Annotated in this window: 15 protein-coding genes; 7 read left to right on the plus strand and 8 right to left on the minus strand. The window is 67.1% G+C overall.

Going from position 1 to position 14,874, the window contains the following annotated elements:
* Positions 1–90: 90 nt before the first annotated feature.
* Positions 91–2,886: a PAS domain-containing protein gene (locus tag ACQG3P_RS04055; RefSeq protein ID WP_426804283.1), complete on the plus strand. Its 2,796-nt coding sequence runs from the start codon at positions 91–93 to the stop codon at positions 2,884–2,886.
* 16 nt (positions 2,887–2,902) lie between these two features.
* Here ACQG3P_RS04055 and ACQG3P_RS04060 read toward each other — a convergent pair whose 3' ends face one another.
* From ACQG3P_RS04060 to ACQG3P_RS04080, 5 genes are all read right to left on the minus strand, one after another.
* Positions 2,903–3,883: an AraC family transcriptional regulator gene (locus ACQG3P_RS04060; RefSeq protein ID WP_068853987.1), complete on the minus strand. Its 981-nt coding sequence runs from the start codon at positions 3,881–3,883 to the stop codon at positions 2,903–2,905.
* 348 nt (positions 3,884–4,231) lie between these two features.
* Entirely contained in the window at positions 4,232–4,501 is a 270-nt protein-coding gene (locus ACQG3P_RS04065; protein ID WP_143584386.1) for a DUF2845 domain-containing protein, read from the minus strand.
* A gap of 62 nt (positions 4,502–4,563) precedes the next feature.
* Positions 4,564–5,547 carry a glycoside hydrolase family 43 protein gene (locus ACQG3P_RS04070; RefSeq protein WP_249833089.1) on the minus strand — a complete coding sequence of 328 codons (984 nt, stop codon included), beginning with the start codon at positions 5,545–5,547 and terminating at the stop codon, positions 4,564–4,566.
* A gap of 37 nt (positions 5,548–5,584) precedes the next feature.
* On the minus strand, positions 5,585–6,949 hold the full coding sequence (locus ACQG3P_RS04075; protein WP_426804284.1) for a sensor histidine kinase: 1,365 nt from the start codon (positions 6,947–6,949) through the stop codon (positions 5,585–5,587).
* Positions 6,946–7,689, minus strand: a complete 744-nt coding sequence (locus ACQG3P_RS04080) for a response regulator (protein WP_083214210.1) — start codon at positions 7,687–7,689, stop codon at positions 6,946–6,948. Before ACQG3P_RS04080 ends, ACQG3P_RS04075 begins: the two co-directional genes overlap by 4 nt.
* A 244-nt stretch (positions 7,690–7,933) precedes the next feature.
* Between ACQG3P_RS04080 and ACQG3P_RS04085 the strand changes: the two genes are divergently transcribed.
* Genes ACQG3P_RS04085 through ACQG3P_RS04100 form a run of 4 tightly spaced genes read left to right on the plus strand, consistent with a single transcriptional unit; the run spans position 7,934 to position 10,752 of the window.
* A complete protein-coding gene (locus ACQG3P_RS04085) occupies positions 7,934–8,674 on the plus strand; it encodes an SDR family NAD(P)-dependent oxidoreductase (RefSeq protein WP_354276383.1) in 741 nt (246 codons plus the stop codon).
* Positions 8,675–8,692: 18 nt separating this feature from the next.
* Positions 8,693–9,748 carry an alpha/beta fold hydrolase gene (locus tag ACQG3P_RS04090; RefSeq protein ID WP_426804285.1) on the plus strand — a complete coding sequence of 352 codons (1,056 nt, stop codon included), beginning with the start codon at positions 8,693–8,695 and terminating at the stop codon, positions 9,746–9,748.
* 33 nt (positions 9,749–9,781) lie between these two features.
* Positions 9,782–10,198 carry an organic hydroperoxide resistance protein gene (locus ACQG3P_RS04095; protein WP_426804286.1) on the plus strand — a complete coding sequence of 139 codons (417 nt, stop codon included), beginning with the start codon at positions 9,782–9,784 and terminating at the stop codon, positions 10,196–10,198.
* Positions 10,199–10,209: 11 nt separating this feature from the next.
* Positions 10,210–10,752 (plus strand): thioredoxin family protein, encoded by a 543-nt coding sequence (locus ACQG3P_RS04100; RefSeq protein WP_426804287.1) that lies wholly within the window; start codon positions 10,210–10,212, stop codon positions 10,750–10,752.
* A 2-nt stretch (positions 10,753–10,754) separates the two neighbouring features.
* On the opposite strand, the gene ACQG3P_RS04105 is transcribed toward ACQG3P_RS04100, so the two are convergent.
* Complete coding sequence (locus tag ACQG3P_RS04105; RefSeq protein WP_426804288.1) at positions 10,755–11,591, minus strand: outer membrane beta-barrel protein; 837 nt, start codon at positions 11,589–11,591, stop codon at positions 10,755–10,757.
* A gap of 175 nt (positions 11,592–11,766) precedes the next feature.
* Between ACQG3P_RS04105 and ACQG3P_RS04110 the strand changes: the two genes are divergently transcribed.
* Positions 11,767–12,171, plus strand: coding sequence for a VOC family protein (locus tag ACQG3P_RS04110; RefSeq protein WP_426804289.1), 405 nt, complete (start codon positions 11,767–11,769; stop codon positions 12,169–12,171).
* Between the two features lie 9 nt (positions 12,172–12,180).
* Here the strand turns inward: ACQG3P_RS04110 and ACQG3P_RS04115 are convergent, their stop codons facing one another.
* Both ACQG3P_RS04115 and ACQG3P_RS04120 read right to left on the minus strand, forming a co-directional pair.
* Positions 12,181–12,810 (minus strand): hypothetical protein, encoded by a 630-nt coding sequence (locus ACQG3P_RS04115; protein WP_426804290.1) that lies wholly within the window; start codon positions 12,808–12,810, stop codon positions 12,181–12,183.
* Between the two features lie 15 nt (positions 12,811–12,825).
* Positions 12,826–13,716 carry a LysR family transcriptional regulator gene (locus ACQG3P_RS04120; RefSeq protein WP_426804291.1) on the minus strand — a complete coding sequence of 297 codons (891 nt, stop codon included), beginning with the start codon at positions 13,714–13,716 and terminating at the stop codon, positions 12,826–12,828.
* Between the two features lie 104 nt (positions 13,717–13,820).
* Between ACQG3P_RS04120 and ACQG3P_RS04125 the strand changes: the two genes are divergently transcribed.
* Positions 13,821–14,873: an NAD(P)-dependent alcohol dehydrogenase gene (locus tag ACQG3P_RS04125; RefSeq protein ID WP_093533557.1), complete on the plus strand. Its 1,053-nt coding sequence runs from the start codon at positions 13,821–13,823 to the stop codon at positions 14,871–14,873.
* Position 14,874: the final 1 nt, after the last annotated feature.

Consider the following 14,874-nt stretch of genomic DNA (forward strand, 5'->3'; position numbering starts at 1 on the left):
CGGCCGGGCCGGGCCCGTCTTCATGGTCGCTACACGCGATCAGATAATCTACCCGGCCTGCGCACGCCCCATTTCGCCCGCGAGAGCCCTTTGAACGTTACCGATCCCACCGACAAGCACAGCGGGCGCGACACCGAGCGGGTGAAGATGGCGCTTGCCGCCGGCGCCATCGTCGGCACGTGGTTCTGGGACGTGGCCCACGACCGGCTGACCGTGGACGACGCGCTGACCCACGCGTTCGGGCTGGAGCCGGGCTCATCGCATCGCGAGCTGCGCCTGGAACAGGTGCTGTCCGCAGTACACCCTGACGATCATGCGGAGCTGGCAGCGGCCATCAGCGATGCGCTCATGCGCGGCGGGCGTTATGCGCACCAGTACCGCGCGCGCAATGCCGACGGCGAGTACCGATGGCTCGAGGCCATCGGCCGGGTCGACCTGGATGCGCAGGGGCGCGCCACCGGGTTCCAGGGCGTGCTGATCGATATCGACGAACGCCGCCTGATCGAGACCGAGCGCGACCAGGCGCAGACGTTGCTGCGCTCCTTCCTGGACGCGGCCCCCGGCGTGGTCTACGCCAAGGACCGCCAGGGCCGGCTGTTGATGGGCAACCACGGCACGACCGAGCTGATCGGGCTGCCGCCGGAGCAGTACGTCGGGCGCACCGATGCGGAACTGCTCAACGACCCGGTGCAGGCCGCTGCCGTGATGGCCACCGATGAACGCATCATGGCCACCGGCCAGTCCCAGCAGCTGGAGGAGGACATCAGCTTCCCGGACGGCCGTCGCGCCTACTGGCTCTCGACCAAGGCCCCCCTTCGCGATGCCGACGGCAACGTGGTGGGGCTGATCGGCACCTCGCTGGACATCACCGAGCGCAAGGCCGCCGAAGCACGTCACCGGGAGATCGAAGAGCGCTATCGGTTGGCGGCACGCGCCACCAACGATGCGATCTGGGATTGGCGCATGGCCGATGGCCAGGTGGTCTGGAACGAGGCGCTGGCCGACCTGTTCGGCCACGACCGGATGGAAACCGACGCGCGGTGGTGGCTCGACCACATCCATCCCGACGACCGCCCGCGCATTGATGCCGACATCCACACCGTGATCGACGGCGGCGGCACGATCTGGTACGGCGAGTACCGCTTCCGCCGCGCCGATGGCAGCTACGCGGACGTGCTGGACCGCGGCGCGGTGCTGCGCGGCACGGCGGGCGAGCCGGTGCGCATGATCGGCGCGATGCTCGACCTGTCCGGGCGCAAGGCAGCCGAAGCCGCCCTGGCCGAAAGCGAGGAACGGCTGCGTTTCGCCACCGAGGCCGGTGACATGGGCTTCTGGGACGTGGACCTGGTGCACGACGTGCTGATCTGGCCGCCGCGCACCAAGGCGATGTTCGGCATCTCACCCGACGTTGCGGTGCGCCTGGACGATTTCTACAACGGCCTGCATCCGCTCGACCGCGAGGCCACCAGCGCCGCCTTCGCGGCCGCCGCCGATCCTGCGCAACGCGCGCTTTACGATGTGGAATACCGCACCATCGGCAAGGAGGACGGCGTGGTGCGCTGGGTCGCGGCGAAGGGCCGGGGCCACTTCGAGGGCGACCGCTGCGTGCGCGTGGTCGGCGTGGCGATCGAGGTCACCGCGCGCAAAGCCGCCGAGGCCCGCCTGAAGGAACTCAATGAGCACCTTGAGATCCGGGTGGCAGAGGAAGTCGCCGAGCGCACCCGGGTCGAGGATGCGCTCCGGCAGAGCCAGAAGATGGAAGCGGTAGGCCAGCTCACCGGCGGTATCGCGCACGATTTCAACAACATGCTCGCGTCCGTGATCGGACCGCTGGACCTGCTGTCACTGCGCCTGGGCGAGAGCGACCCGCTGGTCAGCCGTTACATCGACATGGCCATCGATGGCGCCAACCGCGCCGCCCAGCTTACCCAGCGGCTGCTCGCGTTTTCCCGCCAGCAGCCGCTGCAGCCGGTGCCGGTGGATGCCAACCGGCTGGTGTCGGGCATGTCCGACCTGTTCGTGCACTCGCTCGGGGGCACGATCCGGCTGGAAACCCTGCTGGCGGCCGACCTGTGGCTGGCCTTCGCCGACGCCAACCAGCTGGAGAACGTCATCCTCAACCTGGCGGTCAACGCGCGCGACGCCATGCCCGGTGGCGGGCGGCTGGCAGTGGAGACGTCCAACTGCACGATCGACGCCGGCAACGCCGAGCAGCACCCCGGGGTGCCCCGTGGCGAGTACATCCTCATCACCGTGGCCGACAACGGCTGCGGCATGTCACCCGAAGTGGTGGCCAAGGCCTTCGATCCGTTCTTCACCACCAAGCAGGTCGGTCAGGGCACCGGGCTGGGGCTGTCGCAGGTCTATGGGTTCGTCAAACAGTCGGCCGGCCACGTGAAGCTGTGCTCGGAAATCGGCCGGGGAACCACGGTGAAACTCTACCTGCCCCGACTGGTGGCCGAGGTGGCGCCGGTGGCGCCTGCGGCACCGGCTGGGCTTCGGATGCCCGCAGGCAGCCGCGAGCTGATCCTGGTGGTGGAAGACGAGCCGACCGTGCGGCAGTTCTCGGTGGAAGCGCTCACTGCACTGGGCTATGACGTGCTGGCCGCGGATGGCGCGGCCGCGGCGCTGGTGTTGCTTGACCAGCATGCGGACATCGCGCTGCTTTTCACCGATGTGGTGATGCCGGAGGTCAACGGACGCGAGCTGGCCGACGAGGCCCTGCGTCGCCGACCGGATCTCAAGGTGCTGTTCACCACTGGCTACAGCCGCAACGCGCTGGAGCGCGATGGGGTGATCGCCCCGGGCGTACAGCTGATCGGCAAGCCGTTCAACGTGGATACCCTGGCGTCGCGCGTGCGCGCGGTACTGGCTGAGACACGCTAGGCCGCGGCGCGGCGCCTCAGCGTTTGTCCCTGGCGGTTGTATTGGCCCGCCATGACTCCAGCGCCGCCGCCAGCTCCATCGACGGATGCAGGCCGAACGTGCGGTGGTACATGCCGGCAAAGCGCCCCTGGTCCCACACCCCGTAGCGTGCGCACACCGAGGTGACGGTGTCGCCCGGGGTTGCCTCGCGCAGCGCCTTGCGGATCACGTGCAGCCGTTCCAGCATGAAGTACTGGTGCGGCCCCATGCCGAACACTTCATCGAACGCGCGGCTCAACGAACGCTGCGAGGTGCCCGCGCTCAGCACCAGGTCACCGATCACCGCTTCCCCCCGGATGCTCTTGTGGATGTGGTCCAGGCTGAGGCGGATGATCTCGTTGCGCGGCAAGGTCGGCCGACCGCGGGTGCGCCGCACGGCTTCGGGATTGGCCAGCACCATGCAGCGCAGCAGTGCGTGGATCACCTGGCCACTGAACGAGCGGCGCACACTGGGCTCATCGAACACGCTGGGGGTCTGCCGATGGATCGCCAGTGCGCGGGTGACCAGGGTAATGATCGGTGCCATCTCGGCACGGCCGACATTCACCGCGTAGGTACGATCGATATGGTCGTCGAACAGTCCGGCCACTTCGCGCGCACGCTGCACCACCGCAGCGGCGTCCATGTCCAGCGCGAGGAACTGTGATTGCCTGCGGGTAAAGCCGTGCACTTCCACACCCGGTGCGAACCAGACGAACTGGTCATCGGCGGTCGCGCTCCCCTGCATGAACGCATCGCTGCCGGGCAGCGAGATGTGGACCACGTATCGACCGGGCTGGCTCAGCCCGTTGTACAGCGCCGGGGCGCCGTCCACGCCGAGCATCGCGGTGACGTCACCGGCGTCCAGGATGTCCAGTGTCCATGCACGGCCCACCGGTCCGGTCACGCGCATCAGGCCGTCCACGCCGGCGAGCGCGTCTGCGTAGGCCTCGAAGTCGGTGAAGCTCAGCAACGGCATCGGAGTTACCCGGTTCCGGTGGGACAGGATGCGTCGGCAACGCCGGCCGCGAAACCGAACTTGCACGGTTTCACGACCGGTACTTGTACTGCCGGGGGTAGAGCCCCTACGTTGTGAAAGCGGTGAAGCGAACGGAAGGGATCAGGTCGGTGCGAAACCGCGCGTGTTCTTCTTCTCGTTTTTTTCCGCCTTCTTTTCCTTCGCAGTCTTGGCAGGTTTCTTCTTCTGCTCTTTCTGCTTGTCCAGACCCTTGGCCATGACGGCATGCTCCCTGTTGGAAGGAGGAAGCATGGCACATCACGGGGGTGCGCAACGTATTGGCGGACGAATGGTCCGCCGCCGGCGTGGTCAGTTGAAGATTTCCCGGATGGCAGTGACCCGGCCGTCCCGGAAAACAATCTGGACGGTCTTGCGCGACTGGTAATACTCCCAGCGCTCGCCCAGGTTTCCGCCCTGGTCACTTTCTTCCTGGATGACCCGGTCCGGCTTGCCGGCCACCTGGACGACCCGGCCTGCGTTGTCGCCCGAATTCACCAGATTGTTGCCGAACCGGACACTGTCAGCCATCGCCGCGCCGGCCATCAGGCACAGCGCCAGCACCCATACGCTCCTGTTCATCATCCCTGCTCTCCTTGTAGCCATGGCGGGTAAGCCATGGCGCAACTTTGCCATAAACCGCGTCAGGGCAAAGGATGCGCCGGCACGCCTTCGTGGGTCATCTTCACGGGCAGGATATGCCCCTGCGCATCGAACTCCATGCGATCGATGGCGGTGGCCCGTTCATTGCGGCCGGTCCGGCCCAGCGGGCGGCGGTGGTAGACGATGTACCAGCTGTCATCGTCAGGCGCATGGATGAGCGAGTGGTGGCCAGCGCTGGTGGCGACCGCCGGGTCCTGCTGCAGGATCCGGCCGATCCGCTTGAACGGCCCGGTGGGCGCGTCGGCAATGGCGTAGGCCACCGAATAGTCCGGCTCGCCCCAGCCGCCCTCGGACCACATGTAGTAATAGCGGCCGCCGCGCTTGAACATCAGCGAGCCCTCGACATATTCCGGCGCGGGGGTGATCTCCTTGTACAGCGTGCCGTCGGACAGCGGCACGATGCCGGTGAAATCGTCCTTCAACCGCACGATGTTGGCGTGCTTCCAGCCGCCGTAGAGCATGTACCAGGTGCCGTCGTCGTCCTTGAAGACGAACTGGTCGATGGGCTGCGCTCCGTTGTGGAACGAACCGATCAGCGGCTTGCCCAGCAGGTCGCGGTACGGGCCCTCCGGCCGGTCGGCCACGGCCACGCCGATGCCGCCCACTTCGCTGTCGTTCTTGATGTCGTTGGCGGAGAAGAAGAAATAGTACTTTCCGTCCTTCTCCACCACCGACGGGGCCCACAGTGCTTCTTTTGCCCAGGACACCGCCTCGATCTTCAGCACACCCGGATGCCGGGTCCACTGCACCAGGTCGGGCGACGAAAACGCGTCGAACGCTGTCTGCTCGGCATACGGTCGCGAGCTGGTGGGGAAGATCCAATAGGTCTTGCCGAACACCGCCGCCTCAGGATCGGCATACCAGCCCGGCAGGATCGGGTTGCCGGACATCGGCGCGGCCACCGCGCCAAATGAAACTGCTGCCGCCAGTGCTGCGGCCACCATCATCGTGCTGCGAAACCCCATGCCCTGCCCTCCCATGCCAGATCATCGAGGGGCCAGTTTAGATCGATTCAAGCGCCGGCTTTGTGCGCAGTGCAGCATTTTCCCGGCGCAGCTCCAAGGTTGCGCGCAGCCCGCCATCCTCCCGATTGGCCAGGATCAACCGCCCCCCCAGCGCCCGGGCCAGCTGGTCGGCGATGGCCAGGCCCAGCCCGGTGCCGCCACTGGCGCGGCCACGCGAAGGCTCCAGCCGATGGAAGGGCTGCAGCACCGCCGCAAGCGACGCCTCGGGAATGCCTGGCCCACGGTCCATCACATCAATGCTCACCTCGCCGTGCGCGCCTACGGTCAGGCCCACGTCGGCGCTGCCGGCGTACGCCAGCGCGTTGTCGATCAGGTTCTGCACCACCCGCCGCAGGACCTGCGGATGGGTCGGCAGCGTGGCCTGCGCACCGGCCACGCGCCGCACCGGCTTGCCCACCTCCTCGTAGTCGCCCACCACGCTGTCGAGGAACGCGGGCAGGTCGAGCTGCACGGGAGTGCCCATGCTGACAGTTGCGCTGCGCGCGTAATCGATGCCCTCGCGCACCAGCTGGCTGAGCTGGGTCACGTCGCCCAGCAGGCGCTCCTGCGTGGGCGTCTCGTCCAGCGATTCGATGCGCAGGCGCAGCCGGGTGATCGGCGTCTGCAGGTCGTGCGAGATTGCCGCCAGTATCTGCATGCGTTCGCTGACGTGGGCGGCCACGCGCGATTGCAGCGCGTTCAGCGCGCGTGCCGCGGCCTCCACTTCCTGCGGTCCCTGTTCGCTGATCGCATCGCCCTGCCCGGCCACGTCCAGGCGGTCGGCGGCTTCGGCCAGCCGTACCAGCGGGCGTGTGGCCAGGCGCACCGCCAGCCACACGCAGCCCAGCAACACCAGCACCTGCGCGGCGAGCACCCACGGCAGCCAGCGCGCGATCGGAAGCAGCGACGGGGTGACTTCGATGGTCAACGGCTGGCCGTCGGCCAAGGTCAGCTCCACTTCGTATCGCTCCGGCGAGGCGGAGACCGCGCGCGGCCGCAATGCGTAGCGATGCGCCAGCGAATCATCGATCAGCCCGGCCACCTGGCGCGCGCGCTCGCTGGCCAGCGCGCTGCCCGGCTGGGCGGGGCGCAGCAGATAGCGGTAAGTGCGCCGTTCCAGCTGCGGCAGCCATGCCGTGCGTTCGGCCGGTGAAAGATGCTCGAGCAGCGCCACGCTGAGCGGCACGTCGTCCTCCATGTTGCTCAACATCATCGCGCGGGTAGCGGTGGCGCGCTCGTGGAACAGCAGCGCGAACGACAGGCCGTGCGCGAGCAGCATGCCGGCGGCCAGGATCAGCAACAGGCGGGCACCCAGCGTGCGCGGCAACCAGGAGAACCTACGGCGATGCGCCGGGACGTTCATGCGTCCTCGTCGAGCAGCACGACCGGCTGGCTGAACACATAGCCTTCGCTGCGCACGGTCTTGATGAAGGTCTGTTCGCGCGCACCATCGCCCAGGCGCTGGCGCAGGCGGCTGACCAGCAGGTCGATGGAGCGGTCGAACAGTTCGGCGTCGCGGCCCTGGGTCAGGTTGAGCAGCTGGTCGCGGCTGAGCACGCGCTGCGGATGGTCGATGAACACGCGCAGCAGGCGGAACTCGCCGCCACTGAGCGGATAGACCGTGCCGGCCTCGTCCAGCAGGTGCCGCGCACTGGTATCCAGCCGCCAGCTGCCAAAGCGGATCAACCGTGCGGCCTCGCTCACCTGCAGGTTCGGGGGAAGCATGCGCGCGCGCCGGATCACCGCAGTGATGCGCGCCAGCAGCTCGCGCGAGGAGAACGGCTTGACCACGTAATCGTCGGCGCCCATTTCCAGGCCGATGATGCGGTCGGTTTCATCATCGCGCGCAGTCAGCATCACCACGGGTACGGCGCGGTGCTTGCCGGCACGCAGGTTGCGGCACAGCGACAGCCCGTCCTCGCCCGGCATCATCACGTCCAGCACGATCAGGTCCACGTCACTGGTCTCCAGCGTGGCGCGCATCTCGCGCCCGTCGGCCGCCTGGCTTACGCGCAGGCCGTTGCGGCGCAGGTAGTCGCCGACCAGCTGGCGGATATCGGCGTCGTCATCGACAACCAGTATGTGGTCGGTGTGGGTGCTCATGCCTGCTCCGCGTGGTGGCCATCGGCGACCCGCTGCGGGCCCGTGGACGCATGGTATCGCCGCCGGCGCGGTGCTGCGGGCCGGCGGGGACATCCATTTGTATGACTGTGTATCAACCGCCGCCGTGGTGCGGAAAGGCGACAAATCTCCGGGTTCGCCGACACCTGCCGGATACGGGGCAGGCGTTGAATGGCCTCCAACGCCGGCGGCTCCTCCGCTGGCCGCCTACCCCGAGGACATCTGCATGAATGCCACCGTCTCCCCCCGTTCCAACACCGCGCTGGTCTTCGGCGGCTCCCGTGGCATTGGCGCCGCCATTGCCAGGCGGCTGGCCCGCGAGGGTCATCCCGTGGCGCTGACCTTCGTCTCCCAGCCTGAGAAAGCCGCCGCGGTGGTCGCCTCGATCCAGGCCGACGGCGGCCAGGCCATCGCCCTGCAGGCTGACAGCGCCGATGCGCGGGCCATCGCGTCAGCGGTCAAACAAGCGGTGGACACCTTTGGCCCGCTGCAGGTGGCGGTGGTCAATGCCGGCATCTACCAGGGCAGCCCGCTGGCCGACTTTCCCACCGACCTGCTGGACCGGATGCTGGCCGTGAACGTGCGTGGCGTGTTCCTCGCCGTGCAGGCCGCCGCCGCTGCCATGAACGATGGGGGTCGCCTGATCACCATCGGCAGCAACACCGCCGTGCGCAGCGGTGCGGTCGGCAGCAGCGTCTATGCGATGACCAAGTCCGCCGTGGCCACGCTGGTGCGCGAACTGGCGCTGGACCTGGCGCCGCGCCGGATCACGATCAACAACATCCAGCCCGGACCGATCGCCACCGACATCACCGCCGACTTCGTCGACCAGCTGGTGCAGCGCAACCCGCTTGGCCGGGTCGGCCAGCCCGATGAAGTCGCAGGACTCACCGCCTGGCTTGCCAGCCATGAAGCGGCCTACATGACCGGTTCCAGCCTGACCATCGATGGCGGCTGGGCCATCTGAACGTCAACGGAGAGCACCATGCACACCCCTTCTTCTTTCCCGCTGTCCCATTCGCCGCGGTCGTTCGGCGCCTCCCTGCTGGGCATGGCGATGGCCCTGGCGGCCTCTGCATCCGCCATCGCATCACCTGCCCTGCCCGTCCCCGCGCCGACGGTGGCCGTCGCACACGCGCCGCCCCCGCTGCAGGCGAACAAGCATGTCGTCGCTGGCGACCTGGACGTGGCCTACGCCGAGCTGGGCCCGGCCGACGGCGAGGTGGTCGTACTGCTGCACGGCTGGCCCTATGACATCAATGCCTATGCCGAGGTCGCGCCGCAGCTGGCGGCCAAGGGTTACCGGGTGATCGTGCCGCACCTGCGTGGCTATGGCAGCACCCGCTTCCTGTCGGCGCAGACGCCGCGCAATGGTGAACCGGCGGCGCTTGCTTCCGATGTGCTGAACCTGCTTGATGCCCTGCACATCCCGCGCGCCAACCTGGCCGGCTTCGACTGGGGCGCACGCTCGGCCGACATCGTTGCCGCGCTGTGGCCGGAACGGGTCAAGTCGCTGGTCTCGGTCAGCGGCTATCTCATCGGCAGCCAGGAAGCCGGCAAGACGCCGCTGCCACCGCAGGCCGAACTGCAGTGGTGGTACCAGTTCTACTTCGCCACCGATCGCGGCCAGGCCGGTTACGCACGCTACACGCACGACTTCGCCCGCCAGATCTGGCAGCTGGCCTCGCCGCAGTGGCGCTTCGACGATGCCACGTTCGCGCGCAGCGCCGCCGCGCTCGACAACCCCGACCACGTGGCCATCGTCGTGCACAACTACCGCTGGCGCCTGGGCCTGGCCGATGGCGAGCCGAAGTACGCCGCGCTGGAGCAGCGCCTGGCGCAGGCGCCGACCATCGGCGTACCGACCATCACCCTGGAGGGCGATGCCAACGGCGCGCCGCACCCCAAGGCCGAGGCCTATGCCGCCAAGTTCACCGGGCCTTATGAGCATCGCCTGCTGCAGGGCGGCGTGGGCCACAACCCGCCGCAGGAAGCACCGCAGGCGTTCGTCCAGGCGGTGATTGACGCCGCTGCACTCTGATCCGCCCCCTTCATCCATACCGAGGCAATTCCCATGAATGCAATCGACAAGGTTCTGTACACCGGCAAGACCCACACCGTCGGCGGTCGCGCCGGACGCGCGTACAGCGACGACGGCCAACTGGATATCGCCCTGTCCCCGCCGGGAAGCGGCAAGCCGGGCACCAATCCCGAGCAGCTGTTCGCGGCCGGCTGGTCAGCCTGCTTCCAGGGCGCGATGGCCAAGGCCGCGCGCAGCTTGAACCTGACCCTGCCCGCCGACACCGCCGTTGACGCCGAAGTCGACCTCGGCATGGTCGGCGAGGATTACCAGCTGCAGGCACGGCTGCTTGTCAGCGTGCCCGGCATGGACCGCGCGCAGGCCACGGCACTGGTGGAGGCTGCGCACCTCACCTGCCCGTACTCCAAGGCCACGCGCGGCAACATCGACGTACAGCTCTCACTCGCCTGAGGAGAAGGACCATGCGCATGCTTCGCCCGATCATCACCCTGCTGGCCGCGTGCATCTCCGCCAGCGCCTGTACGCCGGGCGCAGCGGCCGACCCGGTCCCGCCCAGCCCCAACATGCCGGCGCCGCAGGCGCCGGAGTTCACCGGCATCGAGCATTGGCTCAACGGCCCGCCGCAATCGCTGCAGCAGCTGCGCGGCAAGGTGGTGCTGGTGGAGTTCTGGACCTACTCCTGCATCAACTGCCTCAACGTGATGCCGCACGTGAAGCGGTGGCATGACACCTACGCCAGCCAGGGCCTGACCGTGATCGGCGTGCACACCCCCGAGTTCGGCTATGAAAAGCTGCCGCGCAACGTGGCGGCGGCAGTGAAGCGGCTCGGTGTCACCTGGCCGGTAGCGCAGGACAACGCCTACCAGACCTGGCGCGCGTACGGAAACCAGTACTGGCCGGCGCTGTACCTGATCGACCAGGAAGGCCGCATCGTCTACCGGCATTTCGGCGAAGGCGATTACGCGGCAACCGAAGCACAGATCCGCAAACTACTCGCCACATAGCCTCAGAACCGATACACAAATCCGAGCCGCAGGCCTGCGTCCTTGAAGTCGACGTTGCCGCTGAAGCTGTCCTTGTCGGCGTCTGCTTCGATGCGGGTATAGGTGTAGTCGAGGGTGAAGCCGGTGCGCTCCCAGGGGAACCATTCCACACCGGCGCGGCCGAAGTAGATGTCGCCGTCGATGTCGTCGACGCTCACGGTGAAGTAGCCCACGTCGGCGGAAAGGCGCCAGTCCTCTGACGGCGTCCAACGCCAGCCGGCGCCGATCATCGGCGCCGGCACATCGGCCGATACCCGGCTGCTGGCTGCGCCACCGCCCTGGTTGCCACCCACGTCCACATCGAGCTTGATGCCCAGCTCCATGCGGTACCAGACCAGGCCGACGCGCGGACCCAATGCCCACTGGTTGCGCGATGCTGCCCACCAGGTATACGACGCCTCGTAGGCATCGATATCCACATCGGTTCGTATCGTGCTGGACGCTTCGTAGAGCGTGCCGTCGAATTCGATGTCGCGGTTGATCTGGCGGGTCGCATCGGCGCTCTGCGTGTAGTACGAGAGTGCGAACTCATGCTTTTCCCACGGGCGCCAGGTGAGGCCGACGTTGGCTACCAGGTTGTCGTCGCCCAGGCCCAGGTCGCGGTGGAGGTCGATGTCGGTGCCGCGCCTGCCTTCGCCATCGGCACGGATCTCGGTATCGAACGACGTCACATAGCCGCTGACACGTACACTGACGGCGTCCAGCGGTTCTACGGCGTGGGCGCATGGGGCGAACGCCAACACCAGTGTCAGCAGGCCGAGGATGAAGAGGCTGTTGCGGGACGGCAGGGAGAACGACATGACCGGTGCTCCGGGGTGGCCGAGCTCAAGGGAGTGGTGCGGGTCCGCTAATCTGGAAACCATCGTTGCACCATTCTGGCCGGCGAAGGTCAGTAAATGTACTGAACGTGGCAGCCAGGCAGGGCCTGGCTCTACGATGGCGCCGGGGTGACTGTTGGCTTCTTGAGGATCCTGTATGGAGTTTCTGGTCAACATCGATGTCGATAACCTTGATGACGCGCTGGCGTTTTACACGCGCGCGTTCGAGCTGCGCGCGGGACGGCGCTTCGGAGGCGACGGCGTGGAGCTGCTGGGTGGACCGGCACCGATCTACCTGCTGGTCAAGGCATCAGGCACCTCGGCCACGCCGCAGGTGCGAGACCGCCGCGACTACCGCCGGCATTGGACGCCGCTGCACCTGGACTGGATAGTGAAGGACCTGGATGTCGCCCTGGCACGCGCCGTGGCCGCAGGCGCACGCGTGGAACGGCCGCCGGAAACCCATGCCTGGGGACGCATCGCCCTGCTCGCCGATCCGTTCGGCCACGGCTTCTGCCTGCTGCAGTTCCTCGGCCGTGGCTACGACGAGATCAGCGACTGACGCGCGTCATCAGTGCGACAGGTACTGTTCGGCGGAAAAAGCGCGCAGGAAATCATCTGCCTCTCGCTTGGACATGCCGCTCTTGCGGGCGTCGGCAAAATCGCGCTGGAATTCCGCTGTTTTCTGGTAAGCCTCGAACTTCGCCGCGCGGTAGGCCTCGAACGCCGCAGCGTCCATCGCCTTGCGTTCGACCACCTTTCCGGCCTCCACCCGGATCAGCTGGTAGTGGTCGTAGAGGGACCCATAGCCCATGTGCACGTGCCGGATCTGGCTCCCATCGGGGATCACCAGCGTACCGCTGTACCAGTCGGCCAACACGCGCGCAACGTTGGGAAACAGGGTCGGAAGCAGCTCCTTGGTTTCCTCCGGGGATACCCGGATGGTCATCGATGCCAGCACCAGCTGGTCCTGGTCGATGCGCCAGCGGGCCACGTAGCCGCGCCAGTTCGCGCTGGATATCACGGCGTCTTCCGGCGGCGTCCAGCCGATCCGTTTCAGATGCGCGGACAGCGGATTGGTGTTGAGCGGGAATTTCTCGCCGTTCACCTCGATCGTGTCCGAAATCTGCGCGGTGGCCTTCACCGCCCCCGGTAGCAGCAACGCCAGCGTGCACAGCACCACCAGGATCGAACGGATCATGCAGGTTCCCCTTTTTCAATCGGTCCCGCGCAGCATATCCACGAACGCGCGCAATGCCGAGGACATCTGCCGTTGGCGTGGGTAGTACAGCACCCAGCCGGCGAACGGTTCGCTCCAGTCTTCCAGCACCGCCACCAGCCGGCCGTCGTCCAGGTACGGGCGCGCCGCATCCTCCAGCACGTAGGCCAGGCCCAGGCCGTCCAGCACCACCTGCAGGATCGTGTGCTGATCCCCGAGCGTGAGCCGGCCCGGCACATCGATGTCGAGCGTCTGTCCATCGCGCTCGAACTGCCACTTGTACAGATGGCCGCTGGCAAAGCGGAAGCGCACGCACTCATGCTCCACGAGCTCGCGCGGGTGCAGTGGCACCGCCCGGCCCTGCAGATAGGCCGGCGACGCCACGATCAACCCGCGCAACGGCGGCCCCAGCGGCACCGCCACCATGTCTTCGGGCACGAACTCATGCAGCCGCACCCCCGCGTCGTAGCCCTCGGCCACGATATCCACCAGGCCATCGTCCTGCGCCACCTCCAGCCGTACATCGGGGTGCGCGCGCAGGTAATGCGCCAGGCGGGGGCCCAGCTCGGTATGCACCGCCGCGCGGGTGGCATTGATGCGCAGCAGCCCGGCCGGCGCCGCACGGAAGTGGTTCATCTCCTCCAGCGCGTCATGCACCTGGCCCAGCGCCGGCTGCAGGCGATCAAGCAGCCGCTGCCCGGCCTCGGTCAGCGCCACGCTGCGGGTAGTGCGGTGGAACAACCCCACCCCCAACCGCTCTTCCAGCGCGCGGATGGCGTAGCTCACCGCCGAGGTCGACAGCGCCAGTTCCGCCCCGGCACGGCGGAAGCTGCGGTGGCGGGCTACCGCCGCGAACGCGGCCAGGTGGGTCAGGTTGTCAGTAGCCACGATTGTGCAGTCTGCCTTGATGAATCATGCCGATATACTGACTGTATACCCATGGAAAGCGGGCGTATTGTAAAGCGCCTTTCCATAAATCCCAGGATATCTCCATGTCCCTCGCCCATGGCTATGCCGTGCATGACCAGACCGCGCCGCTGGTGCCGTTCTCCTTCGAGCGCCGCCCGGTCGGTGCCGACGATGTCCGCATCCAGATCCTCTACAGCGGCATCTGCCATTCCGACCTGCACCAGGCCCGCGACGACTGGGGCGGCGCCCAGTTCCCGATGGTGCCGGGCCACGAAATCATCGGCCGGGTCACCGAAGTCGGCGCCAACGTCACCCGCTTCAAGGTCGGCGACTTCGCCGGCGTCGGCTGCATGGTCGACTCCTGCCGCCATTGCGACGCCTGCGACCACGACCTGGAGCAGTACTGCGAAAAGGGCCCGACCTACACCTACAACAGCAAGGAGCGCGGCAGCGACCAGCTCACCTTCGGCGGCTACTCCGACCACATCGTGGTTGAACAGCGCTTCGTGGTGAAGGTCGCCGACACGCTTGACCTGAAGGCGGCCGCCCCGCTGCTGTGCGCCGGCATCACCACCTACTCCCCCCTGCGCCACTGGAAAGTCGGCCCCGGCCAGAAGGTCGGCGTGATCGGCCTGGGCGGCCTCGGCCACATGGGCGTGAAGTTCGCCAAGGCGATGGGCGCCACCGTGGTGATGATCACCACCACCCCGGAAAAGGGTGCCGATGCCAAGCGCCTGGGCGCCGATGAAGTGCTGGTCTCGCGCGACCCGGCGCAGATGAAGGCCCATGCCAACAGCTTTGACTTCCTGCTCAACACCATCCCGGTCAGCCACGACACCAACCCGTACATGCAGCTGCTCAAGCGCGACGCCACCATGTGCCTGGTGGGCGTGATCACCGAACTGGACCCGCCACTGATGGGTTCCAGCGTGATCTTCGGCCGCAAGCACGTGACCGGCTCGGCGATCGGCGGCATGGCCGAAACCCAGGAAATGATGGATTTCTGTGCCGAACACAACATCGTCAGCGACGTGGAAGTGATCGACATCAAGACCGTCAATGAAGCCTGGGCGCGCATGGCGAAAAACGATGTGCGCTACCGGTTCGTGATCGACATGGCAACGTTGGCGGCATGAT

The sequence above is a fragment of the Stenotrophomonas sp. SrG genome (assembly GCF_050031795.1).
GTDB classification, from domain to species: domain Bacteria; phylum Pseudomonadota; class Gammaproteobacteria; order Xanthomonadales; family Xanthomonadaceae; genus Stenotrophomonas; species Stenotrophomonas rhizophila_A.